22 protein-coding genes are annotated in these 23302 nt (G+C 63.8%); 8 read left to right on the plus strand and 14 right to left on the minus strand.

Annotated features, from left to right (window positions below; translation table 11 throughout):
• Positions 1 to 123: 123 nt before the first annotated feature.
• From EPN51_RS18525 to EPN51_RS18535, 3 genes are all read right to left on the minus strand, one after another.
• Entirely contained in the window at positions 124 to 1191 is a 1068-nt protein-coding gene (locus tag EPN51_RS18525) for a tyrosine protein kinase (RefSeq protein WP_293045179.1), read from the minus strand.
• Positions 1192 to 1228: 37 nt separating this feature from the next.
• A complete protein-coding gene (locus tag EPN51_RS18530) occupies positions 1229 to 2845 on the minus strand; it encodes a PEP-utilizing enzyme (RefSeq protein ID WP_293045181.1) in 1617 nt (538 codons plus the stop codon).
• Between the two features lie 504 nt (positions 2846 to 3349).
• Positions 3350 to 4534 carry an LLM class flavin-dependent oxidoreductase gene (locus EPN51_RS18535; RefSeq protein WP_366509459.1) on the minus strand — a complete coding sequence of 395 codons (1185 nt, stop codon included), beginning with the start codon at positions 4532 to 4534 and terminating at the stop codon, positions 3350 to 3352.
• A 146-nt stretch (positions 4535 to 4680) separates the two neighbouring features.
• On the opposite strand from EPN51_RS18535, the gene EPN51_RS18540 reads away from it, so the two are divergent.
• Positions 4681 to 5268 (plus strand): helix-turn-helix domain-containing protein, encoded by a 588-nt coding sequence (locus tag EPN51_RS18540; RefSeq protein ID WP_293045185.1) that lies wholly within the window; start codon positions 4681 to 4683, stop codon positions 5266 to 5268.
• A gap of 54 nt (positions 5269 to 5322) precedes the next feature.
• Here the strand turns inward: EPN51_RS18540 and EPN51_RS18545 are convergent, their stop codons facing one another.
• From EPN51_RS18545 to EPN51_RS18570, 6 genes are all read right to left on the minus strand, one after another.
• A complete protein-coding gene (locus tag EPN51_RS18545; protein WP_293045187.1) occupies positions 5323 to 6915 on the minus strand; it encodes a PEP-utilizing enzyme in 1593 nt (530 codons plus the stop codon).
• Positions 6912 to 7823, minus strand: a complete 912-nt coding sequence (locus tag EPN51_RS18550; protein ID WP_293045189.1) for a hypothetical protein — start codon at positions 7821 to 7823, stop codon at positions 6912 to 6914. Before EPN51_RS18550 ends, EPN51_RS18545 begins: the two co-directional genes overlap by 4 nt.
• A gap of 138 nt (positions 7824 to 7961) precedes the next feature.
• Complete coding sequence (locus tag EPN51_RS18555) at positions 7962 to 8606, minus strand: TetR/AcrR family transcriptional regulator (protein ID WP_293045191.1); 645 nt, start codon at positions 8604 to 8606, stop codon at positions 7962 to 7964.
• Positions 8607 to 8818: 212 nt separating this feature from the next.
• Positions 8819 to 9085, minus strand: coding sequence for a cytochrome C oxidase subunit IV family protein (locus EPN51_RS18560; protein ID WP_293045192.1), 267 nt, complete (start codon positions 9083 to 9085; stop codon positions 8819 to 8821).
• Entirely contained in the window at positions 9082 to 9684 is a 603-nt protein-coding gene (locus tag EPN51_RS18565) for a cytochrome c oxidase subunit 3 (RefSeq protein WP_293045194.1), read from the minus strand. Before EPN51_RS18565 ends, EPN51_RS18560 begins: the two co-directional genes overlap by 4 nt.
• Positions 9684 to 10499, minus strand: a complete 816-nt coding sequence (locus EPN51_RS18570) for a hypothetical protein (protein ID WP_293045196.1) — start codon at positions 10497 to 10499, stop codon at positions 9684 to 9686. The genes EPN51_RS18565 and EPN51_RS18570 overlap by 1 nt, the downstream gene beginning before the upstream one ends.
• 252 nt (positions 10500 to 10751) lie before the next feature.
• On the opposite strand from EPN51_RS18570, the gene EPN51_RS18575 reads away from it, so the two are divergent.
• Positions 10752 to 11735, plus strand: coding sequence for a spirocyclase AveC family protein (locus EPN51_RS18575; protein WP_293045198.1), 984 nt, complete (start codon positions 10752 to 10754; stop codon positions 11733 to 11735).
• Between the two features lie 21 nt (positions 11736 to 11756).
• Here the strand turns inward: EPN51_RS18575 and EPN51_RS18580 are convergent, their stop codons facing one another.
• The 3 genes from EPN51_RS18580 to EPN51_RS18590 form a co-directional block, all read right to left on the minus strand.
• Complete coding sequence (locus EPN51_RS18580) at positions 11757 to 12701, minus strand: phosphotransferase (RefSeq protein WP_293045200.1); 945 nt, start codon at positions 12699 to 12701, stop codon at positions 11757 to 11759.
• Between the two features lie 142 nt (positions 12702 to 12843).
• Positions 12844 to 13851 carry a hypothetical protein gene (locus EPN51_RS18585; RefSeq protein WP_293045202.1) on the minus strand — a complete coding sequence of 336 codons (1008 nt, stop codon included), beginning with the start codon at positions 13849 to 13851 and terminating at the stop codon, positions 12844 to 12846.
• Positions 13852 to 13864: 13 nt separating this feature from the next.
• Entirely contained in the window at positions 13865 to 14911 is a 1047-nt protein-coding gene (locus tag EPN51_RS18590) for an LLM class flavin-dependent oxidoreductase (RefSeq protein WP_293045204.1), read from the minus strand.
• Between the two features lie 121 nt (positions 14912 to 15032).
• Between EPN51_RS18590 and EPN51_RS18595 the strand changes: the two genes are divergently transcribed.
• Positions 15033 to 15587: a TetR family transcriptional regulator gene (locus EPN51_RS18595; protein WP_293045206.1), complete on the plus strand. Its 555-nt coding sequence runs from the start codon at positions 15033 to 15035 to the stop codon at positions 15585 to 15587.
• Between the two features lie 75 nt (positions 15588 to 15662).
• On the opposite strand, the gene EPN51_RS18600 is transcribed toward EPN51_RS18595, so the two are convergent.
• Positions 15663 to 17006 carry an NAD(P)/FAD-dependent oxidoreductase gene (locus tag EPN51_RS18600; RefSeq protein ID WP_293045208.1) on the minus strand — a complete coding sequence of 448 codons (1344 nt, stop codon included), beginning with the start codon at positions 17004 to 17006 and terminating at the stop codon, positions 15663 to 15665.
• 572 nt (positions 17007 to 17578) lie between these two features.
• Here EPN51_RS18600 and EPN51_RS18605 point away from each other — a divergent pair.
• From EPN51_RS18605 to EPN51_RS18625, 5 genes are all read left to right on the plus strand, one after another.
• Positions 17579 to 18622, plus strand: a complete 1044-nt coding sequence (locus EPN51_RS18605; protein ID WP_293045210.1) for an LLM class flavin-dependent oxidoreductase — start codon at positions 17579 to 17581, stop codon at positions 18620 to 18622.
• Between the two features lie 32 nt (positions 18623 to 18654).
• Complete coding sequence (locus EPN51_RS18610; protein WP_293045212.1) at positions 18655 to 19653, plus strand: LLM class flavin-dependent oxidoreductase; 999 nt, start codon at positions 18655 to 18657, stop codon at positions 19651 to 19653.
• Positions 19654 to 19775: 122 nt separating this feature from the next.
• Positions 19776 to 20204, plus strand: a complete 429-nt coding sequence (locus EPN51_RS18615; RefSeq protein ID WP_293045214.1) for an FAD-dependent oxidoreductase — start codon at positions 19776 to 19778, stop codon at positions 20202 to 20204.
• 25 nt (positions 20205 to 20229) lie between these two features.
• Positions 20230 to 20964: a hypothetical protein gene (locus EPN51_RS18620; RefSeq protein ID WP_293045216.1), complete on the plus strand. Its 735-nt coding sequence runs from the start codon at positions 20230 to 20232 to the stop codon at positions 20962 to 20964.
• Positions 20965 to 21056: 92 nt separating this feature from the next.
• Positions 21057 to 21755, plus strand: coding sequence for a TetR family transcriptional regulator (locus EPN51_RS18625; protein WP_293045217.1), 699 nt, complete (start codon positions 21057 to 21059; stop codon positions 21753 to 21755).
• 10 nt (positions 21756 to 21765) lie between these two features.
• Here the strand turns inward: EPN51_RS18625 and EPN51_RS18630 are convergent, their stop codons facing one another.
• The gene (locus EPN51_RS18630) at positions 21766 to 23286 is read right to left on the minus strand and encodes an AMP-binding protein (RefSeq protein WP_293045219.1); all 1521 of its coding nucleotides are present in this window, start codon (positions 23284 to 23286) and stop codon (positions 21766 to 21768) included.
• Between the last annotated feature and the right edge of the window lie 16 nt (positions 23287 to 23302).

Below are 23302 nucleotides of genomic sequence, written 5' to 3' on the forward strand. Positions count from 1 at the left end.
CAGACCGCGTCGATGCAGTCGAGGTCGGCGACCATGTGCGTCGGTAATCGGCCACGCAACGAATCTATTTGCAACACCCGGACTCGCTTCGACCCGGAATTCCGCAGGGGTTGAACGGTCTACTCACGCGTAGTGGTCACCACCCGAACCGCCCGCCGTTGCACGGGACGCCCGCGCTTTCATCGAACGCTGATAGTCCGCCATCCAGATACCTTGGAACGTTGCATGTGTGACCCTGCCGGTTTCGTCCGTCCAGCGGACCACGCTGTCGTGGAACAACGAGTTGGGCCACGCGGGCAACGGTGCGGTGGCGATCGACTCGCCCAGCAGGCGGTAGGTGTCGCCGACCTCGTCCTCGGCAGTGATCTCCTGCCTGAGCGGGATGTAGTTGCGGGGGTGGTACTCAAGAACGTCTCGACGCACCCATTTGAGAGACCTGATCTGCTCGCCACGCTGAATCCAGCCGAAGTGGTGGGTAGGTCGGTCACCGACGTCGTAGAGGCCCGCCCACGCGGGGTCGCTGTCGAGTGGCTCGAAGCTGATCTGGTTGAACACCAGGTCTTCTCCGAAGTACATCGGGGTCCAGCCCAGCGGCGGTGACGGCACGTAGGTCTCGGTCCGCACCTGGTTCCACGAGCGGTCCCGCGGGGCGAAGCAGTCAACCGGGTAGGTAGTACCGCGCACCGTCAGTTCACCGACCGCATGCATGAATTGCTCACTACCACCAGCACTGTGGGCGATCCGGTCGTGATGGTCCTCCTCGCCGGGCATGATATGGCCGCGGGCCACCAGCGGGGTGACCGCCGTTTGCAACACGTCCAGCGACACGCCCTCGGCGGCATTGCTGTAGGTGAGCCGCGCGATCTTGCCGGGCTCGAGGAACTCGATGTCCAGCCCGTTCGCGGTAGTAATGGTGGTGCCGACCACCTCGGGCCAGGGCATGGCGATCTGATAGTCCAGGTATTCGATATCGGTCAGCGAGACGTTATCGAGCCCCTGGAAGATGCAAACACCGCCGTGCGTCTGCCGGAATTCGGGCTGGTACCGGATATACAGAAACGCGCCGATTTGGGCGTCTGGCACCGAGAATCCGAAGTAGTGGGTGTGAATCCGGTGAGCGTCCCAGTGTTCGTCCCTGGCGGGGGTGGGGATCAGCAGGTCCGTGCTGCCGGGGTGGGTAGGGAAAGTCATGACTCTTCTCCGAATGATCGCTGTTTATCGGTCCGGCTCAGCGCAGAATGCGCACGGTGTTTGTGGTGCCGTCCACCTGGAGGCGGTCCCCGTCGCGGATGGTGGCTGTACCTACCTGGGTCCCGATGACGTAAGGGATCCCCATTTCGCGCGCGACGACGGCACCGTGGCTGGCCGCTCCGCCAAGGTCGATCACCAACGCCTCGGCGAGGGTGAACAACGGCGCCCAGCTGGGGTCGGTGAATTTGCAAACCAGGATGTCGCCCTCCGCTAGCTCGACGTCCTCGTTGGGATCGAGAACCACCCGCGCGCGCCCTTCTATGCTGCCACCGCCCGAGGCGACACCCGTGAGCTCGATCGGCCCACCGGTCGGCTGCACCGTGTCATCGGATGTTGTCGTCGCAGGCATGCCTGTGAAATGGACTGGCAGCTGCATCGTGCGATACTCCGCGCGCGCATTGCGCCGGAATTCAACGACCTCGCGAGCCTGCTGCAAGTTTCCCGAAACAGCTTGCCGCAGTTCTGGAATAGTCAAGAAGAATGTGTCGTCGACGTCGTCTATCCGGCCCGCCGCGACCAGCTCGACACCGAGCCTGCGTGCCGCTGCCCGCACGCCGTCGAGCGGCATGACATAGGCGGCCTTTCCGATCTCGAGTCGCGGGACGACGTTACGCGCACGCGCGAGTAGAAATTTCAGCGCGATGCGGTCCTTGGGCCGCGTCAAGCGCAGCAGTCGAGCGGCGGCCTCGTGCGAAGCGGCTATCGCCCGCTGTGATCGGATGGTCGGACGCACCAAGTCGGGCCGGCCGGCCTGTGCCTTGGCCATGGCGCGCACCCGGTCGGGCTGCTCTCGCCACGACCGGGTGTAGACGTTCCCCTCGTTGGGGCCCCGGTAGCCGTATTGTGTGACGAAGGTATCGACATCGAGCTGTTCTCGGGCCAACCGCCAAGTGTCGTCGGCCAATTCGGTCTCGGTGACGCCGCCCTGCCCGGATAGTGCGGCCGTGCCAAGCATTGGTTCCCCGGCCTTGTCAGCCGCCTCCGTCACCGCACCTTGAATTGCTGTCAACACGAAACGGGTGAAGGAGTGTAGGTAGAAGGATCGGGCGAATCGGTCGCGCGCATACACGAGGTCGTCGATCGGTGACCGCTTCGGTGCTGCACCGCGGAACACCTCGAGTACCTCGGCCCGCCACCACGACTTGGTATCCGTGTAGTTGGCTGCGATCTGCCCGGGAGAGTGGAACAGCGTGTAGGGCGCCTTGGCGGCGACGATGGGGATTCGCAGCGGTGATGCCCCGGGGTAGGTCGGAGCGTTCGCCCGGACGGTGCCCAGCAGATCCCGCTCGAAGTCGTCGGGGTCCATCCCGGGTATCCGCGACATCAGCTCGCGCATCACATCGACGTTGAACGCCTGGCGTCCGTAGATCACCCCGGTGCCGTTGCGATTCTGGTCTTCCCACACCTGGACGTCGCGGCTGCCGAGTACGCCGAGGGCGGCCAGGCTGGCGAGCAGGGTTTCCTGAGCGACATGGCCCCACACGCTCCAGCACAGCGGCGAGAGGATGTCGGGCGTGGCCTCGGAGATGTTGGTAAAGGTCCAGCAGCGGTTGGGCTCGCTGGTGCCGCGAACCGGATCGTAAGGCACCGTCATCTCATCACTCCATCGGCTGGCGCTGAACGACCGGCTCCACAAGCTCCCCCATCGTGGTTCAGCCACGGCCGTTCACTCCGGTGCGGGCGGTCCGCGCCATCCAAGGGGCGTGGTCACCGCATTTTTGATCCCACTCGGCTCAAAACCCTAAGGTGCGGCGAAGGGCGTGTCAACAAGACGCCTTCGGTGGGGCTGAGCGCGTGAGATGACCGAAGAGTGCGGTGGTGTGCGGCTTGTGAACGGCGACGTTCAGTGCCCGAATGGTCGTGGAACCCGGTGGTGATCAGGTCGCTCATTGCCTGCAGCCGACGATCGCGACTAGGTCGTTTCGCGCCGCGTGGCGATTTCCTTGGTGGTGGCCGGGGTGCAGGGTCGGTCTGATGTTCAGCGTTCGTCGTGGATGCGGAGGCGGCGACCGGGCATTTGTTGAAGTTCGAAAGGTGGCCGCGATAGCGTCAGATCACGAGTGCCACACCGTTCGTTGAACGGGCCGTGACGGCGCGGCTACGAGGGTTCGTTGGTTGGTATCGGCTGTCCGTTCATCGCACGCAGGTGGTTGCAGGTCTCCAGCACAAGGTCGACCTGGTCCGCGGGATCGCCGAAGTTACCGCTACCGAGGAAGCTGGTGTAGTTGATGACGTTGACCCACACCTCGTTGCTCTCGGGCACGGCGGCGATGTAAGCCTGCAATTGATCGGCGACCGATCTGGGAGTGCCGCAGGCACGCGCGCGCCGGACGACTTCCGGTGGTGTCTTGTCGATGATCTTCAGCGCGTCTTCACGCGACCATTCGGTCGGTAGCAGGTGGGTCGGATAGGAATAATCGGGTCGGATCGGGTGCTCTCCCAGGCCCCAGTCCTGGTAGACGTTAGGCCCGGGGATCACGGCAGCGGCGTCCCAACGCGCTATCGGATCGTGGGTGTGATGCTCGACCTGGTCGTCGGTTTCGTCGATGATGTTCATCGTCAACAGGTAGAAGATCATCGCGTCCGGGTCGCGGCCGGCTTCCTCGGCTTTGCGGCGCGCTGTGGCCACCTCGGCGGCATACCACTCCGGTGATCCACACGTGGGGACGTAGGTGATCCAGCCGTCGGCATACTTAGCGGCGATGTCGACGGCGCGACCCGGCCCGCCGGCGATCAGGATGGGCGGCCGCTTCTCGCCGTAGGGCATCAACGGAAGAACCGCATTGCGCAGATTCCAATGCGGCCCTTCGTAATTCACTACGTCAGGGGCATCGAGCAACAGCTTGATGATCTTGACGGACTCTTCGAGGTGCCCGAAGGGTTTGGCGCGCTCGATGCCGTACGGCGCGAACTGCTTGATCTCACCCGCACCCATGCCCAGGAAGAAGCGCCCCTTGGAATAGTGGTCGAGCGTGGCCGTCAGCTGCGCCATGTTGGCCGGCGGCCGGCGAATCGCATCGAAAACCGTCGTTCCGATCTGAATCTTGTCGGTGTGGATCGCGACATCGGTCATCAACGGCCAGGTGTCCATGAACGTGTCGATGTCCCAGAACTCGGAGGCCGGAGCGAGGTCGGGTGTCCACAGCGACCGCGGGATGGTCAGCATCATCTGGTCCGACCAGATCATGAAGTCGTAGCCCTGCTGCTCATACATCTGTCCGATGGCACGGTTCAGGTCGGGGTCGAACATGTGGCCGCAAGGCCCGTACTTGACGCGTCGCATCGCGGTTCCTTTCGTTGACTGCCGCCAGGGCTTCGGCATTGATGTTAGGCCAAGTGGCCCAAATTATGGGCCAGCTGGCCTAAAAATTGCGGCGACCGCGAAACAACTGCCGTCGGGCGTAGGTATCGCTGGATATGCTGCGGCCTATGGCAGTACCCAAGATCTCGCCCAACCGGCGGGAGAAGAGGCGAGAGATCATCGAGGTCGCCAAGTCGGCGCTGCTCGCCCATGGACTGGATCGCTTCACCGCGCGGGCGCTCACCGAAAGCGGGTCGTTCAGCCGCAGCGCCATTCACTACTATTTCGATTCCGTCGAAGAGATCGTCGACGCCGCGATGACAAGCGAGCTCGAAGCCTTCCTCGAGATGCTCAACGCCGTTGCGGCCGAACATACGGCGCCGCTTGATCGCTTCTGGGCAGTGACGCAACGCTATCTCGCCCACTTCTCCAGTCAGCCAGCCCTGACGCTGCTGTGGTTCGACTATTCGATCGCGGCGGTTCAAGCCGGCCGGCCACACCCCGCCATCGAGATCGAATCCCGGCTGCAGGAGATATTCGTTGGGCTGCTGCGCGATTGTGGCGTGCCGGACTGGCAGTCCCGATCGGAGGCACTGCTCGCCTTCATGCTGGGCACCACCCTGCGCGGAGTGCTGCACCCCGGCGCGCCGGCCGGCGATCTCCGCAGGCAACTGGCCGCGGTCAGTGGGCTGGAATGGCGTGACGATGGCCCATAGGGGCCGGGCCGCCGAAGGCGATCTACCACGCGATGACGACGATCCATGCGGTGCTCACGGAATTCTGATGACCGTGCCGGCCGATCCGTCAACGCGAACGCGTTCCCCCGACCGTAGTCGCCGCGTCCCGTCGTGGGTGTTCACTACCGCCGGCAGACCCAGCTCGCGGGCGACGATCGCCCCGTGGCTCATCTCTCCGCCGATATCGATGACGACGGCGCCCACCAGGTAGAACAGCGCGGCCCAGCTCGGATCCGTTGCCCGGCAGACCAATACGTCACCTTCATCGAGATCGTCGACTTCTGCGGGATCTAGGACCACGCGAACCCTGCCCTCGCAGATCCCTGCGCTCACGCCCTGCCCGCTGATCGGAGCGCCGTCGGCGGGCGCTTCGGTGCGCTGTTGGGCTGCCGGGGTACCCGTCCAGAGGTTTGGTAACACCAAGTTGCGATAGTGCTGGCGCCGTGCGTGGCGGAACCGCGTGACCTCACGCGTATCTGGTCGCAAGACGGGGGCAGTCAGCTCGTCGAATGTCAGGTAGAAAACATCGTGCTCGCATTCCAGCTGGCCGCTGCGCGCCAGGTGTTGGCCCGCGGCGGTGGCCGCATGTCGGGCAACATCGTATGCGCGAAGAAACGTCGCTCGTCCGGACTCGCGAAGGGGCATGTAGGAACGTGCCGTGGTCAACAGCAACCTGACGGGCAGTCGTTGCCAAATCGGCAGTGCGGATAGGAGTTCCCTTTCGGCGCAATGCATTGCGATTCCGCGACGCGCAGCCAGGGCGTCCGGTGGCTCGCGCTCAGGCCCCCTGGAGTAGATGGCGAGTAGGCGTTCGAGGGGGCTCGAGTCGATGCGCCAGGTAGGCGACGACAACTCGCCCTCGAGGGGTCCGTGGTAGCCATGGCGGTCGAGGAATTGGGCGAGTGGTCGCCCCGAGTCTGCGACGTCCCAGAGTTCGGCAAGCCAGCGTGCCTCGGCCTGACCTCCGGGCACGAGCAGGCCGATGTGTTCTTCCAGGCCTACGGCGGCACTGATCGCACGGACACGGTCGTAGAGCGCCTGGGAGACCAGCCCGACTGCCACGTGCGGGACGGCGATCTGGGCATAGCGCCTCTGCGCCTCGCGGAGCAGCGCCTGTGCCGCGGGAAGATCGGGTTGGGGTCGGGCAACCGACCGGCGCCACCACTCATCGGTGGGTCTCTCGAACTCGCGCAGGGCGTGACGGGAACGAAGGGCGAAAGGGGGCAACTTCAGGGCAACGACTGGATAGCGAGATCTGCGGTTGGTTGCTGTCACACCGGCTCGCACCGACCCGAAGAACGATCGCTCGATGTCATCACCGGAGCCACCCGGCAAGCGGTCGGCGAGCTCGCGAAACAGATCGAGATTGATGGCGACGTGACCCCGGTGGATGGTCAGGAGCCGATCGGCGAGGTCGGTGGGTGGAACCGAGAACGCACGGGGGAACGCGCCAGTGCCTGCGAAGCACCCTCTGATGCCGGACTCGGTGGGCCACCATGACCACGACCATGACAGCGGCGTCGGCACGTCGGGAAAGGCCGCCTCGCTCGCGTTGACGGTGGTCCAGGTGACTGCTCGTCGCGGGTGCTCGTCCAGGACGTCGTCGAGCGCAGAGCCCGTGTTCACCGGCCCTGCGCTTGCACCGCGGTATGAAAGAACCGCCCCGTGGCGGTGACATCGGAGCGCATCGCGTGCCCTTCATTCGAGAACACCGCGAAGGTACGCCCTTGCGGATCTGCCATCGTGGCGTAGTAGTCCCTGGCGTTGACCGCAATCCCAAACCGCTCTGGCTCCGCGTCATGAAATGGCACTGACAGCGTCGAAAGATGGGCGATTTGTTCGGCGTATACGCGGCGTCCGTCCGCGAATTCGAGCCCGAGGCGTGCCGGGTAGGACATGCTGTCCTTGAAGTAGATGCCGCCAACGGCGGGCACGGCACCCTCTGCATCCGTGAGAAATCCGTAGATGGGCAAAGGGGCGTCGGCAGAATGCTCGACATTGCGCATCGCCGATAAGGCGAAAGCGCTGCCGTCGGGCAGGATGCCCGCAATGAGGTCATAGCCTGTTCCGAAGGACAATTCGTTCACGCGACGTCCCCAGCCGCGGTCGCGCCAACCTATCGCGGAGATACATTGTTCTGCGCCGTGTTGACGCTTGACGACACCGGTCCCGGTGATGACCTGCTCGGTGTGGCTGTAGGAATGGCCTTGGACCCCACTCGGATTGACGCCAGGAAACATCGTGTCGAAGAAGGGGGCGAAGTGCACCCCGCGCACCGTGACGTCAAATTCGAACGATGCGGTGTTCGCGGTCCACCGCAACTGGTGGTTACAGTCCCACGACAAATTCACGATCTCGATCGACGCCAGCGAGTTGCCGATCGATCGACTATCGGTGCGGCCCGGTTCGGTACACACTGCTACCGACTCGCCCGCGAGGTCGCGCATGCCAACCGCGACGCGCGTGTCCGACTCTTGTCCGGCGGTGACCGTCATGTGCATGGCGAGATGCACCTGCGCATCGGCATCGACCAACGAGAAATACCAGGTGTCCTTCCAGGGCAACGACGCATCACCCCAAGGCTGATGCAACAGCTCCTCGTCAGGATCGGGAGACCAACTAGTTTCCACAGCAGCAAGTGTACTTGTATACGCAGGGGTTGCAAGGAGTTTTCACCCGGTCGAGCGCCCGATGCGAGCTTCGATAAGGGAGCTGATGCCACGCGCGAATGCCGGTTCCCCGAGCCAGTTGTAGTAGTACTTCAACCCGCCGGCTAAGTGGGGAAATTCTCCCTGCGCACGGGAGATGACATCGTTCGTCGCCGACCGTTCCTCGTCGCGCGCCAAGCCGACCAGAGTGAACCCAATCGTGAACGTCAGCAGAGCGGTGATGAGTTCACCGGCTTCATTCGGGGAGGTGCCGCATGCGACGAGTGTGCCGATCACGCTGTCGGCCTTTCGCCAAGCGACTGCACCGCCAAGGGGCTGCGCGGCCATCACGTGAGCCAATACCGGACGTTTGATCATCAAGCGGTGCAAGGCAACGAACCATTCCTCGACGTAGCGCGGGGACTCTGGGGCCTGTTCGGGGGTTGCCAATTCCTCGAAGTATCGGTCAGCGACCAGGCTCAGGAGTTCTTGTTTATCGGCGACATGCCGGTAGATCGCCATCGGACTCACGCGTAATCTTTTCGCGAGCTTGCGCATGGTCAAGGTCTGGAAAGACTCGTCGTCGATGAATTCCAATGCGGTGTCAACGATGTCATCGGCACTAAGACCCGCGTTGACTCCACGAGCACGGTAAGGTCTTGCGCTCACCAGGACACCTCCGCCCGCGAACTCCTGGCCGACATTCGGCGATGCACCGTACGAAGACAGCCCCGTTCCGTAACGGCTGAAGTGAGAGGTTACGCGGAGCCGTCTGCCGAACGGCGCCAACCGGGCCGAGTGCGGTGATCACCACCGAGATCGGTGACCCCGAACGGTCGTCTCGGGCTCGTGCCAACTCCGCCGCAAGCCCGGCCCACACCTCATAGAGCGACGTACATACCCATCAGCGCTATGTAGACCGTGACCAGATACAGGTCGTAGCACCCCGCCAACGGTAAGGGCGCCGTGCGCAGTTCCATGAAATCCAAACCGATGAAGCGCATCTTGACAAATGCAATCGCCAGGACAGTGGCGGTGATCGTGGTGGGCGTGAGCAAGTGGCCCCCGCCGATCGACCATGTCAGACAGGTGAATACCACCATGAGGACCCACAGCAGCAGGGCACGGCGTGGAACATGATTGATCATGAGTGGACCAGGTAGAAAAGGGCGAAGAAGGCCATCCACAGTAGATCGACGAGATGCCAGAAAATACCACCACTTTCGATGATCTCGCGATCGCGGAAGTCTGGTTCCGGGCGTCGCGCAATGCGACGCATGTACACGAGTATTGCGACGCCGAACACCACATGAGCGAAGTGGACACCGGTGAAGGTGTAGTAGAGCGTGAAGAACTCGCTGCTGTTGGGCAACAGCGACTGCGAGACTTTCTGACCGTATTCGAAAGACTTGAGTAACAAGAACGTTGCACCGCAGACGATCGCCGCGGTCAAGGCCTGATCGGCGGCGCGTCGGGCGCCGGCCCGATAGGCGCCCACGCCTTGCACGACAGCCAACGAACCCGTCAGCAGCACAAGGGTGTTGACGACGCCGATGTTGAGATTCATCGCTTGGTGGCCGGCGGCGAATGTGTGCGGCGATTTCGCTCGGTAGTACATGAAAGTCAAGAACAGTGCTCCGAACGCGAGTAGATCGCCGAAGATCACAAACCAGATCCCCGGCTCACCGGGTAGGTGGCGGCGGGTGGCGGCGATCTTCGCGTCAACCTCAAGGACCGACCCGGACATCAGACGTAGTCCAGATAGGTTTGCGTGTGCCCCTCGGTGGCTTCACCGCTGTAGCGATCGCGTTGCGTTTGGCGTTCTGTCCGAACTGCCTTGATCGTCGCGTAGACCATGATGAAGAACCAGGCGCCGAATGCGTTGGCGGGTATCCAGAACGCGGCGACCCCGTTCCATGCGAAGGGGCCACTCAAGAAGTAAAACAACACCGGGCCGGGCAGGAACAGCACCGCGCACCACAGGTTGGCGTAGCCGACCCATCGTGGGTACACCGGTGTGGCGTGGCGATCGGAAAAGATCGCCAGCGCCATCACCAGGCATTGCGCGAAGCCCGGGGCAAACGGTCCGATGAACGACGTGAATCCGAAATCGCTGAGCATCAACGTCACCTCAGGATCCCGCTGCGGACGGAAGGCGGCCACCAAAAAGATCAGGCACGACACCGTCGCGACCGCGGCCGTGACCGCACCGCCGAACAGTTGGGTGTTCGACAGGATCCGCGACGACCCCTCGATGCGGCGCATCTGCGAAACCAGCACGGCAGTGAACGGAGCCAGGAACATCACGCCGCCCATCGTGATGATGCACCCCGTGATGATGCGGTATTGATTGTCCTGGAAATAGGCGACGACGTCGTCGCGTGGTTTGATCGGCGTTGGGACGGGAATGAAACCCGCCACCAGACCCCAGCCAGTGAAGAATGCGACGATGAACAGCACACCGCACCACGCCGCACCGACTTGGATGCGGGTCCGCAAATCTCGCTCCCTGGCCACTGCGGCCGGCTCGGAAATCGTTGTCACATCCCCGTAGACGGCCACATGGAGACCCCTTCATCTAGCGGCTCGCCGTGTCGCTTCGGTGAACCCTGGTGCGGTCAAGAAACCAAGCAATGTCGCGCGAGACAAATCTCCCGGTTGGCGGGACCCCGTACCGGGGCTACAGTAATCAAATATGAATGGATTTTCAACAATGAGAATCCGTTCAGATAAGTTGCCGCCGGGCGGTGCTCGACAAACCAAAGCTCTGAACGCGTTTCACCTTCGGATAGACCGTTGAGGCAGGAGAGGCCCATGCACAACACGTCGACAGCGGTGGCGACACCGGGCCGTCAGGACGCCGCGCAGGACCGGGGCGGTGCGGTGTCGCTGTGGGCCGTGGCCGGTGCGTTGTGGATAGCGTTCATCGGCCAGGCGTGGCTGCGTTGGATGACTTCGGACAAGCTGTTTCGGCCCGCTCCGATCAACGGGCCCGATACCTTTGACGGTGCGGCACTGCTGATATTGCGGGTGATCGAGGTGGTCAGCCTGCTGATAGTGGCGGGGACCATCTGGGTGTTTTTGGTCAAGCCCCTGATCGCGAAGCGGCGGCTGACACTCGACGGCATGATCGTGATCGGCTCCCTGCTCGCGTCGGGTATCGATCCGCTGATCAACTACTTCCACTACACGTTCGCGTGGAATGCGCATGCCCTCAACATGGGATCGTGGCTCGCGTTCTTCCCCCTGCATCAAGGGCCGACGCGATACGCAGAGGGGCTCGCCTGGTTCATCCCGCAGTACCTTTACCTCGGGATCGGTCTGGCCGCGATCGAATGCCGCATCATTGTGGCGCTGCGCAGACGCTATCCGGGGATCGCGAACATCCGGTCGTTCAGCATGGCGTTCGTTGCGGTGTTCGGAATCGACATCGTGATCGAGCAACTCTTCCTCCGGACCCGGGTGTATGCGTTCCCCCGGACCTGGGAGGCGTTCACGTTGTTCGCCGGCACAAGATTTCAATTCCCGGTCTACGAAAGCCTTTTCGTCGGTATCTACGCCGCAGGATTCACCTACCTGCGCATGTCCGCGCGTGACGATCCGGGCGGTGTCTCTTTCCTGGAACGTGGCATCGCCCGATGGTCGCCGCGGTGGCGCACACCCATCGCGCTGCTGGCGGTCATCGGGTTCTGCGCGGTGTGGGCTGCGGTCGCCTACTTCATTCCGTGGAGTTGGATGTCGGTCAATCCGGATTCGTTCATCGTCCCGCCCTCCTACATGACCCCGGGCGCGGGGTGAACGGGTTGCTTAACGGCGAGATCACCTGAGGCCGGCGAGCTGCGCGGCCTCCAGGTCCAGTGCCATGTCCGCGTACCGGCGGGTCTGGTCCGCGATTACCCGGTCGATGCGCTCGGAAGGCGCAACCTGGCTCGACAGGCCGCAAAAGAGGTAGACGGCATAAAGGGCACCTTCGCGGTAGGCCCGGAAGCAGTCGTTGAAGTCATACCCGGAAACGCCTGTCGCAGTGAGGCGGTCATGGAACTCCGCGAGCAGTGCGCGCTCAGCGCAGCGCCGTGTCTCCGTCGAAAGTGAGGAGCCGAGGAAGTATGCCGGGTCCATTCCCGGCGGTCCGAGGCGCACGGTCTGGAAGTCGAGAAGGGTGGCCCGCGGGACGGGGTCGCGACTGAACAGAATGTTATCCGTGCGCAGGTCGCCGTGCTGAACGACAGACGGGCCGCCCCACGCTCGGATCCACTTGCCCGCCTGCGGAATCACGGTCTCGAACAGCACGACCTGGGGAGGTTCGAGTGCGTGCCCGAAGCGGGTGAGCCAGGGCTCGAGCCCGGCGGGCATCGAGTCGAAAACCTGCACTGTCCGTTGATGATCCGCGAGCCAGGGCATTGCCGCGGTGATCGGCGAATTCCATGATGCGCTCTGGAGGTGGGCGAGCTCGGTCAAGACCGCGGTGCATTCGTCGCCCGTGCTTTCCGTCAGGACGTCACCCGGGCGCGTCCGCCCACTAAGGTCGGCAAGAACCAGTGTGAACGCGCCCGTCGCTTCGTCGAGTTCGGCGAAATAGCAAGTGGGAGTGTTCACATCGGCCAGATGCGGAAGAAGCTCGCGATAAAAGCGGACCTCGAGTTCATACATCCGCATGGCCTGGGCGAGGGCGCGCGTACCGGCATCCGACGTCGGGAACTTCACGATCACCGACTCGGGTGAACCTTCGGTGGTGGCGTCCCAGGTCAACGTCGCGCGCAGCATCTGGCACATCGCACCGCCGCCCACGTGCTCGAGCCGGACGTCGGTCACCGTGGGGCCGAGAGCCCCGAGCGCTCGCGTGAACCACTCGGGGGTGAGCTGGTCCGAACTGGACACCATCATCGTGAGCAACCTCCGTCCGTGCCTATGGGTGTCCGGTGCTCAGCGCCCGGCGCTGGTGGGCACGGATGACGTCGATGTCGAACCAGTCCTGATTCTCGCCCCAGCCCGGCTCACCGTCGACGTCCCAACCGGCCAGGCACCACTGCATATGCCAAATGCTGTGCCACTTGAGGCAGTTCTGAACTTCCGACTCGGCGCGCAGTTCGCGGCCGCGGTCGTCCACCAGGTGCAGGGCGACCCGGCGGGGTCGGCCGTCCACCTCGCGGTCCAGGACCTCGCGGGTGCCGTCGACGACATGCGCCGTGATCCCGTCCTTGGTCATGTGGCCGTAGCTGACCTGGTCGATCGACCGGGCGGTCACCGGCGCCTTGGGGTCGGGCCGTGCCGACGTGACCGCGAACGAGGTGCGGTCCGACGCCCAGGCGAAGTCGAACCCGCCGCCGGGAAGGTTGTGCGCCGGACCGGGACGCAGCCCCCTCGAGTGGTCGCGGAAGTGGTGGCAGTCCACTGCGATCTGCTCGCCGTCCAAGGTGATGGTGCCCGTCACCGCGCCGAGTTGTTCGTAGTGGACGCCGCCGTAGATGTCGAAGCCGTGCTCGCCGGAGTAGTGCAGGTTCGGCGGCTTGTAGGCGCCGGTCCAGAGCAGGTCGAGCGAACAGGTGTCGCTGGTGTAGCCCAGTCGATACTGCTTGAGTGGCTCAATAGTGTTGCAGCGCATGCCGTTACCAAGCTCAAAGTCGAACATGTCGGTGTCGGGGGCCATCGGGTTGAAGTGGAACCATTCCGAATATAGACAGTTGTGACTTTCCATGCCCGTGTCGTCCCACAGCGCGACGCCCGCCGATGTCAGGTTCATGTTCGGCCGGTGCCAGACATAGAAGTAGCCGTCGATCTTGCGCTCGGGAATCATGAACCCGAACAGGCCGGACTCGTTCCAGAACGGCTCGGGGGGCCGCTCGTGAAAGCGAAACGAGTCGTCTTCCGGAGTGATTTCGCGTTCGGTGTCGATGGTCATCCGCGTCGTTGTCATCTTTCGGTCGTCGTCACAGTTCTCGGAGCAGGGCTCGCAGCCGAGGGAGTTGTTCGCCGATCACGCGGGCCGCTTCCTCGGGTGCGTAGGTGGTTCCGGTGACGTCGCCCAGCAGCAGGTGGGTGGCGCCCGACTCGGCGTAGGGCGCGATGCGCTCGGCGATTTCGTCGGCGTTGCCCAGCCAGGCGAGCTCCTCGACGAGCTCCACCGGGATCTTGTCGGCGATGTCGACGAGCCGTTCGGCCTCGATGGTGTGTGGGATGATGTCGGCCTGGCCGCGGCAGTCCGGCCCACCCGGATGCTCCAGGCCGTACTCGCGCCAGGTCGCGGCGGGCAGGTAGTAGGCGATCAAGCGCGCGACCGGTAGCCGTTCCAGGGTCTGCAAGACCTGCTCGCGGGAATCTCCGAGAATCGTCGCGGGCACCAGCGAGGCCACGGGTACGGGTCGGCCGGCGGCCGCGGCGGCGGCTTTGATGATCTCGAACTGCTCGCGATAGCGGTCCACGCTGCTGGGCAGGGGCAGCCAGCCGTCGGCGTACGTACCCGTCAGCCGCAGCATCCGTGGATGTTGTGCGGCAACCCATACCCGCGGGATGCCCCCGGCGCCGTCGCGCGGAAGTCCGGTGCGCCCAACACCTTCGGGCATGCGACCGTGGTCAAGCAACGATCGGATCTCGCGCAGGGCACGCTCCACGTTGCCGACGGGGGAGTCATAGTCATAGCCGAAGGGCACGATGGACTCCGCCTCGCCGGATCCGAGACCCAGGACGAAGCCGCCCCGACAGGCATCGTGCAGCGTGAGTGCGGCACGCGCCAGATCGCCGCCTCGCCGTCGGGTGGCGTCGGTGACGCAGGTGCCCATCGGCAGATCAGTCGTGGGGCCCAGAGCCGCCGCGACGCAAAAGGGGTCCAGCAGGGCATCGGGGTCGGGGAGTGCCCGGGCGGCGGGAAACAGCGGCCAGACGGCCGGATGGGTGAGTCCCATCATGTGGTCCAGTACCCAGACGTCGTCGACCCCCACCTGCTCCGCGGCGCTAAGGGCGGCGCGATTGACGTCCACGGATTGCATCGTGGGCAGTAGCAATCCAAGTCTCACGGTGTCCCTTGCTTGTCGAATTCTATTCGGTAATATTTACACCGTAAATTTTTGAAGTCAACCTCGATGTTTTACCTTTTGGGCAATGACCACTGGCAACCGGCCCGGGCGCCGTGCACTCCTCGACGTCGAGCATGTGATCGACGTGGCGCTGGCGATCCTCGACGCCGATGGCCTCGAAGCCGTCAGTTTTCGCCGCCTGAGCGCCGACCTCGGCGTCAGCCATATGACCCTGTACGGCTACTTCGACTCCAAAGAGGCTCTCCTCGAGGCCCTCGTCGCACGCACCATCACCGTCCCGTCGATCCGTGCAGCGACTACCGCGGCCTGGGACGACGTGCTCTACGACGCCATCCGGGACCTGCATCGCATCCTCATCGATCGTCCGGGCATCGCGGAGATTCTGGTCTCGCAACAGCTCACGGGCGAGTGGGTCGCCGAAGCGCGTGAACACCTCCTCGACATACTTCGCGGCGGCGGGTACGACGAGCGCCAGGCGACCGACGGAATCAGCGTGCTCTTCAACTACCTGCTCGGTGCGGTCATGATCGAGACCAGACGCGGACGGGGCGGGTCGCCGTCCGCGTTCGACGTCGGTCTGCGATACCTGATCACCGGCCTCAAATCCGCACCGCCGTGAGCCGGGCGGGACGTCATTTACGGGGCTGAGATTCCAATTTGCGCCCTGCGAAGGCCTTCCCGCATTAGCCAGCGGTCAGCGCAGGATTCCGGTGGCGAGCAGCCGCTCTGCCGCGCGTAGGCCCGTCGTCGTTGCGGCCTCGATGTTCTGCATGCTCTGCGAGTCGCCGGCCAGCTGGATGCGGGTGTCCTGTTCGCAGAGCGCGCGGAACTTGCCGAGGTCGCGGTAGAAGCCGATCGGACTGACTTCGAGATGCCACCGGCTGACGTCGACGAAATCCACCGCTCCGGCGGTCCAGGGCAGGATCTTCTCCAGGCCACCGAGGACCGAGCGACGGATCTCGTCGTCGTCATCGTCCCAGTGATCGCGACCCCAGGTATCTAGAATCGTCAGTGTCAGTAGGCCTTTGCCCGCGGGCACGCGCCCCTCGGCCTTATTGTGATCGACCATGACGCCGGTGATGAACGGATGCTCGGATTCCGGTATCAGGACGTATGTGGCATCCAACGGAGGACGGCGCGACAGACCGACACTGATGATGATGAACGGGTTGTTGTGGACCCGGCGCAAAAATCCCCGACGCCAGTCATCAAGCTGCGGAACCAGCTCCGCGGTGATCTGTCCGGGCGTGGCGACGACGCAGGCGGCGGCCCGCTCGATCCGCTGTGTGCCTCCACTGTCGGTCCACTTCACGGTCACGCCACCTTCGATGGCTTCGACGCTGTCCACAGTCGCACCCAGATCCACCTTCTTGTCCTGCGCGATGCGATCGGCGTAGGAGTTCATGCCCTCTTTGAACGCCAGGAGCTTGGCACCGCCGAGCAGCGTGAGCAGCGCCAGGAAGTCGACGCGTGACGACGTCCGGCCCGAGGTCGCCGCAATGCCGCGCATGAGCGCGCCGATCAGGTACTCGCGCAGCTCCGGGCTCAGGTGTGCGCGCGCCCACTCGTCCACGGACTCGACGTCGTACTCGCCGGTGCTTGGAATGCGTTCGTAAAGTGCCTTCCTCGACCGCACCAACTCGGGAACGAGCTTGACCAGCTCTGCCTTTGCCCGCAGCGACAACAGTTTGGTCTTGACGATGGCGGAGACCAGGTGGTCTCCGTCGAGATCGTGCAAGACGCCATCGCGGACAACCGACAGGACGAATCTGCCCGGAACGACGTCGTCGCTCATTCCGAGCTGATCGGCGATCGAGAGCACGTTGCCATACGTGCTGGTGACGAACAGCGCCCCATTGTCGATGATGTAGCCGGCGCGGTGGTTGGTGGACATCTTGCCGCCCACGCGATCCGCCGCTTCCAGGATCCGAACCGCCATGCCCGCTTGCGCCAACCGGTGCGCCGCGGCGAGCCCCGAAGGGCCCGCACCGACAACGATGACGTCGTCGGGTTCGACCGGCCTCGCCGGGCCGCTCACCGCCGCACGCCCTTGACGGCGTCGCAAAGCTCTGGCCCAACCCGGGTCCGGTTGGGCATCGTGACACCGAGTTTCACGTCAATCACCTCTCAAAATTCAACTTCGGCCTGAATTCCATGACGGTCGTCAAGGTGTCATCTGGTGGGACCTCGCGGGGGCGTGGACCCGGATGCTCCACTTCCTGGTCATGTATAGCGGAGAACGATGACCGGAAAGTAGCGTCGAATGCACTGTAGCGCTCATACATTACCCGGATCGCTGCTGCAACCGACCGTTAACAACCGAAGGCCTCACGCACCACGTGGGTGGCGACGGACAGGGGTGCGATCAGTAATTCCAAGGCGTCGTCGCGTCAACGGTAACCGCCCCGAAGCGGTCGATCCTGGCATGGCGGGCCTCGACCGGCGCCAGATGCTGAGCCGCAGCTTCCGACCTGTGTGTCTGTTCGTCCATAGTGTCAACGACCGTTCACAAGTACGCGCCACGCTGATATGCTGCCAGGCGTGCTTGGGCTTCATGTGAGGTACACGCCCGTTCAGGAGTGTGACCGTGGATAAGGACGGCGGCCCATGATGCGAATTGGGCACGGGCACTTCTTCCAGAACCTCGACGGTCGACCCGACGAAGAAGTTTGGCGAACGGAGATGACGCTCGCCGACCGCGCCGAGCAGCTCGGCTTTGACTCGGTATGGGCGGTCGAGCACCATTTCGCGGGCTATTCGATGTCGACCGACCCGCTGCAGTTCTTGACCTGGGTTGCGGCGCGGACCCAACGGGTGCAGCTCGGCACGATGGTGTCGGTGTTGCCGTGGCATGACCCGATCCGGTTGGCCGAACACGCATGCGTGCTCGATCACCTTTCGGGCGGAAGGCTGATCCTCGGCATGGGGCGCGGTCTGGCCCGTCAGGAGTTCGACGGCTTCGGCGTCGAGATGGCGCGCTCCCGACAGATCTTCGACCAGTGCGCCGCTGAGCTGCTGGACGCGTTTGAAACCGGACGCATCCGCGGTGTAGAACTACGGCCGGCGCCGCTGGCGCCGCTGCGCGGACGGGTGTTCGCGTCCTCGATCTCTCCCGAGTCCGCTGAGGTCCTGGCCCGCCTGGGCGCGGGGATCATGATCTTCCTGCAAAAGCCTTGGGAACAAACGGTTGGCGACCTGCAGCGCTATGGGGAACACTATCGGCGGTACCGGGGCGGCGACCCACCGAAGCCGATGGTGGTGATCTTCAACGCCTGCCACGAGGATCCCGATATTGCCGCCGAATACTTTGAACAGGTTGTGGCCTATTACCGGTCGACCATCGATCACTACGGGTTCGCCGACGAGGCAACGGCCGAAATACCCGGCTACGAGTATTACGGCAACATCGCGCGCACGATCGCCAAGCACGGTCACGAGCAGTTCGCCCGCTTCCTGGCCGAGCTGCAGCCTTGGGGGACGCCCGAGGACGTCATCGAAAAGACCCGTGAGATCGTGCGCCGCACCGACGCCGGCGGACTCATCGTCGTCTCGGCGTTCGGCACCCTGGCGCCCGACGTCGCGGTGGCCAACCAAGAACGCTTTGCACGAGTCGTCATGCCCGCTTTGTACGAAACAGTCAGCAGTTCAACCTGAAAGGGGTTAGGGACTTGAAACTCGGAATCACGATGCCCAGTCGTACGGCGGCGCTTTCGCGTATACCGGATTACGCGCGGATGGCCGATGAGGCGGGCTTAGATTCGGTGTGGACCTATGAGGTCTACCGCAACCCGTTTGCGATGCTGTGCACGTCGGCGTTGGCCACCTCCAACATCGAGCTGTGCTCGGGGCTGGCGACGGCATTCAACCGTTCACCGTTCGAGGCGGCGAACGCAGCGGCCGATGTCGACGAACTGTCCGGCGGCCGTATGAAATTCGGGCTCGGCACCGGAGTTCCGGAGTTTCTGCAATCCTTTCACTCCACCGATTTCAACAAGCCGATCAAGCGGCTGAGTGAATACGTCGACGTGTTGCGCCATTCTTGGGCATACCTCGCCGGTGAAGAGGTCAAGCCCTTCACCGGCTCCTACTACAACTTCGTCGCCCCGCCGATCAACCCGTGGGGGTTGCGTGAGATGGTGCGTCCGCAGATCCCGATTCTCGTCGCGGGCATGCGGCCCCAGATGTTGAAGTTGTGCGGGGCCAAAGCCGACGGCTGGGTCGGATACCTGTGGACACCAAAGTTTTTCGAGCAGATCGTGCTTCCCAACATTGAAGAGGGCGCGCGCTCGGCCGGCCGCGATGTGGACGCGCTGGATTTGGCCTGCGAGGTGATCTGCTGCGTGCACCCCGACCGCGATGTCGCGCTGGCGCGCGCGAAGAAGCACGTCGGCTTCTACATTGCCCACCCGGTTTCTGACGTGGTCGCCGAGATCGAGGGCGTGCAGGACCTCGTCAACGAGCTGCGGGTGTCGATGATGCAGAAGGGGCTGGCGGCGTTCGAGGACACCCCCGAAGAGCTTGTCGAGCTGTTCTCCATCACCGGGACACCGGACGAGTGCCGCCAGAAACTGGACAACTACAAGGGGTTACCGCACCTGGCTTTGCACACGTCCTACGTGCCTCCGTTCACCGCCGAGGAATCCGAGGACTGCTACCTGCAGATCATCGACACGTTCAAACGGTAGGGGGCCGCGATGACCGATGATGTCGTCGTCGTCCGGGGCGGGGTCCTCGCCCGGGCGAAACGATGCGCGGCCGCGCGCGGACCAGGTGGACGGGCCGACACTGAGGACGAATCAGTCACTTGATGTCGACCTATGTCCGGGTTCCGCGGGCCGGCCATCCGTTCCTCACCGGAGTCATGTTCGGCCATCACAAGGCGCCCGGTCGCGCACCGGTGAACAAGGGGTTGTTCAACGTCGCGGTCCTGGGCTCGTGGAGCGCCAAGCACTGGGAAGACAGCGCCGACCGAATGCGCCAGGCCATCCTCGGCGCGCTGGAGCAGGTCCTCCCCGGCATAACCGATCACACCGAATTCGCCGATGTGCACCGCCGGCGCGAGGAGTACACGACGGTCGGCCTCCATCGGGACCTTGGAAAGTTCCGGCAGCTGTGCGATCAGGATCGGCGCATTCAGCCGGCCGGTGACTCCCAGGCATTCGAGAACCTGGAATCGGCGACGATCTCCGGTCAACGGGCGGCCGATCGGTTGCTCTCCGGCCAAGTCCTGTCCTGACATCCGCACGGAAGGCTCGACCATGATGACGGAACGACAGCAGCGCGTTTGCGTATGGGGCGGAATCACTTTCGCCCCGCTCTTCTTTGTCGGCTTCTGGCTGTTCGCGGGTTTCATACCGCCGCCGGCCCCGGGGATGAGCGCGGAGGCGGTGGCGCGGATGTTCGCCGCGGGACGGGGCCGGATCCGGACCGGCCTCTGGATCACGACCGCGGCGGCACCGTTCCTGGCGTTCTTCGTCGCGGCGCTAACCCATCAGATCCGGCGGATCGCGGGCAGCGATTCGCCGCTGGCCACCGCACAGCTGATCGCCGGTTCGTGCTTGATTCTCGAGTTCATCTTCCCGCAACTGGTGTGGCAGACGGCCGCATACCGGAGCGAGCGCAGCCCCGAGACGATCCAAATGCTGAACGATCTGGCATGGCTCCCGTATGTCGGGGTCGTCGGCACGGCAATGGTCCAAATGGCGATCATCGCGATCGCCGTATTCGCGGACCGCCATCCGCGGCCGGTGCTGCCACGTTGGTCTGCCTACCTCAACATGTGGACGGCCCTGGGCGTTGCGCCGGGTAGTTTCGTCGTCTTCGTGCATTCCGGCCCCGTCGCCTGGAACGGGATCCTGGCCTGGTGGCTGCTTTGCGTGTCGTTTTTCGTCTGGATGGTGACGATGACGTGGCTGATGTTGCGGGCCAGTCACATCACCGAGCACACCGAGAGGACCAGCAAAAGCGGTACGAACCTGCAGCCCAGCGCCGGTTAGACCACCATGATTTACCTGTTGGTCTTAGGTTTATTCGGCGCCGGTGCGCGGCTGCTGCTGCTTTTGGGGAGCCAATAGTCGATAATGTGACTATGCCCCGCCCCTCCAAGCCCCTAATCCGCCCCGACGCCGTGGTGGAGGCGTCGCTGCGCATCATCGACACGGAGGGACTCGATGCGCTCAGCTTGCCCCGGCTCGCACGGGAGCTCAACGTGCAGGCGCCGTCGCTCTACCATCACTTCACGGACAAAGCTGAGATCCTGAAGGCGGTGGCGCGGGCGATCGTGGTTGAGACACGGTTGCCGGACCCCCAGTCGGTACCCAATTGGATCGAATGGCTTGTGGCGCTGAGCCTGGCGTTTCGTGAATCGATGCTGCGACACCGCAACGCTGTGCCCCTGCTGCTGCAGTTCATGCCCCGCGATGTGCTGATCCGCAACTACAACGAATCCGCCCTCTATCTCATCGAGATCGGTGTGCCGCTGGAACAAGTCGTGCTGATAATGGACGGCCTGGACAAGTTCACCTTGGGCGCCGGCATCACCGAGGCGATGCGCGGTGACGGCGGGGGAGGCCGGCCATACGCCAACGCCGACCCGGCCACCGAACCTGAACTGGTCACGGCGGTGGCCGCCAACCACCGATCCGCAACCGGGGCGTTCGCCGAGGCCATCCGTAGTTTCCTGCGCGGCGCGGCGCCATCCGTTCCGGACACCGCGCCGCCGCCGCAGCACTGGGGGCAGCACTTCGGCTCGGGAACAAGCGATTTCGAGCGGTCGACGGCCTCCTAACCGAACAACCTCACCCCGCTGCTTGGTTGGACCGCGTCAGTTCGGGGTGCGCATCCCGGATTTGGCGCCGTGCGATCTTGCCGCTGGCCATACGGGCCAACGGTGTGTGCTGAATGATGATGTGGCGTGGCACTTTATATCCGGCGAGATGGGCGCGGCAGTACTCGGTGATCGCCTCTGGCGTCGCGTCCTGTTCGGCGTAGATGATCGCCGCGGGCGCCTCGCCAAATCCGGGGTCGAACGCGGAGATCACGCAGGCCTCGAGCACTCCGGGTATCTCGGCGATCACGGCCTCGATCTCGGACGGCGCAACGTTGAAGCCACCGGTGATGATGATGTCTTTGAGCCGGTCGACGACGCGGATCCCGTGGGCGTCCCTGATACCGACGTCGCCGCTGTGAAACCAGCCGTCCCGCATCGCGGCGGCGTAAGCATGATCGTTGCGCCAATAACCCGGGGCGATACCGGGACCGGACACGATGATCTCGCCGGGCTCATCGGGATCGCAGTCGGTACCGTCGGGCCTGACGACCCGCAGCCGGGTGAAAACCGTTCCATCACCGATTGATTCGGGCCACTCGATGGCCTGCTCCTTGGGGTTGATGGTGGAAAGTCCCCCCAGTTCGGTCATTCCGTAGGCCTGCTGAACGATCACGCCCTTGCTCAGCCAGGACTTCATCGTCGCGATCGGGGCCGAGGCACCGGCGATCGTCGCCAGTTCCAACGCAGACAGGTCGGCGGACGCGAAATCCGGATGGGCCGCCATGCGCTCGTAGAGAACCGGGACACCGGAATGGACTTGGATCCGTTCGGAGCCCAGTCGGTGCAGTGTGGTCGCGGCGTCGAAGCCGCGCTCGTAGTAGATGGTCATGCCCCTGATCAACGGGTGCAGGATGTGCCAGAGTAGGCCCGGAGCGCCCGACATCGACAGGGTATAGATGATCCGAGCGCCCGGCCGAAACGCGGGTTCGGTGATGGCGAGGTCGGCGACAAGATTGAAAGTGCTGCGGTGGGTGAAGATCACACCTTTTGGGTGAGAAGTGGTCCCACTGGTGTAGACGATTTGCGTGATGTCGTCCGGGTGCGCGTCGGCCCGGCGCGGAACCGGCTGGTGCGCTTCGTGCCGCAACGCGGTGAAGTCCTCCAGCCGCCGCACCTGAATCGGGGTTCCTTGCACGGCCGCGGTGATCTGGTCTCGGTGGGCGTCATCGGCGAGGACGACCGAGGGGCCGGAATCTTCGATCAGGTATCGCAGTTCTTCGGACGTGAAGCGGTTGTTCAACGGGACGACGACGCCCCCGATCTTGAGCGCTCCGATCGCCGAGACGACCCATTCCAGGCTGTTGTCACCGATGATCCCAACCCGATCGCCGGGCCGCAGCACGTCAGCGGTGAGATGTGCTGCGGCACTGTCGGTCCAGCGGTCCAACGTCGAGTAGTCGACGGTGTCCGCACCGTCGAACACGATGGCGGCACGGTCGGGGGATTGCCGGGCCCAATAACTCAAGCCGTCGGTTATCAATTCGGTCATCGGGTGCGCTCTCCCT

This window comes from Mycobacterium sp., assembly GCF_004298145.1.
In the GTDB taxonomy this organism is placed as follows: Bacteria; Actinomycetota; Actinomycetes; order Mycobacteriales; family Mycobacteriaceae; genus Mycobacterium.

Coding starts and splice junctions, on each gene's coding strand:
- EPN51_RS18605 (WP_293045210.1), top strand. CDS start 17,579: ATGCGAATTGGGCACGGGCACTTCTTCCAGAACCTCGACGGTCGACCC.
- EPN51_RS18630 (WP_293045219.1), bottom strand. CDS start 23,286: ATGACCGAATTGATAACCGACGGCTTGAGTTATTGGGCCCGGCAATCC.
- EPN51_RS18530 (WP_293045181.1), bottom strand. CDS start 2,845: ATGACGGTGCCTTACGATCCGGTTCGCGGCACCAGCGAGCCCAACCGC.
- EPN51_RS18610 (WP_293045212.1), top strand. CDS start 18,655: ATGCCCAGTCGTACGGCGGCGCTTTCGCGTATACCGGATTACGCGCGG.
- EPN51_RS18575 (WP_293045198.1), top strand. CDS start 10,752: ATGCACAACACGTCGACAGCGGTGGCGACACCGGGCCGTCAGGACGCC.
- EPN51_RS18535 (WP_366509459.1), bottom strand. CDS start 4,534: ATGCGACGCGTCAAGTACGGGCCTTGCGGCCACATGTTCGACCCCGAC.
- EPN51_RS18585 (WP_293045202.1), bottom strand. CDS start 13,851: ATGACAACGACGCGGATGACCATCGACACCGAACGCGAAATCACTCCG.
- EPN51_RS18540 (WP_293045185.1), top strand. CDS start 4,681: ATGGCAGTACCCAAGATCTCGCCCAACCGGCGGGAGAAGAGGCGAGAG.
- EPN51_RS18565 (WP_293045194.1), bottom strand. CDS start 9,684: ATGTCCGGGTCGGTCCTTGAGGTTGACGCGAAGATCGCCGCCACCCGC.
- EPN51_RS18625 (WP_293045217.1), top strand. CDS start 21,057: ATGCCCCGCCCCTCCAAGCCCCTAATCCGCCCCGACGCCGTGGTGGAG.
- EPN51_RS18595 (WP_293045206.1), top strand. CDS start 15,033: ATGACCACTGGCAACCGGCCCGGGCGCCGTGCACTCCTCGACGTCGAG.
- EPN51_RS18615 (WP_293045214.1), top strand. CDS start 19,776: ATGTCGACCTATGTCCGGGTTCCGCGGGCCGGCCATCCGTTCCTCACC.
- EPN51_RS18580 (WP_293045200.1), bottom strand. CDS start 12,701: ATGCTGCGCGCGACGTTGACCTGGGACGCCACCACCGAAGGTTCACCC.
- EPN51_RS18620 (WP_293045216.1), top strand. CDS start 20,230: ATGACGGAACGACAGCAGCGCGTTTGCGTATGGGGCGGAATCACTTTC.
- EPN51_RS18525 (WP_293045179.1), bottom strand. CDS start 1,191: ATGACTTTCCCTACCCACCCCGGCAGCACGGACCTGCTGATCCCCACC.
- EPN51_RS18560 (WP_293045192.1), bottom strand. CDS start 9,085: ATGATCAATCATGTTCCACGCCGTGCCCTGCTGCTGTGGGTCCTCATG.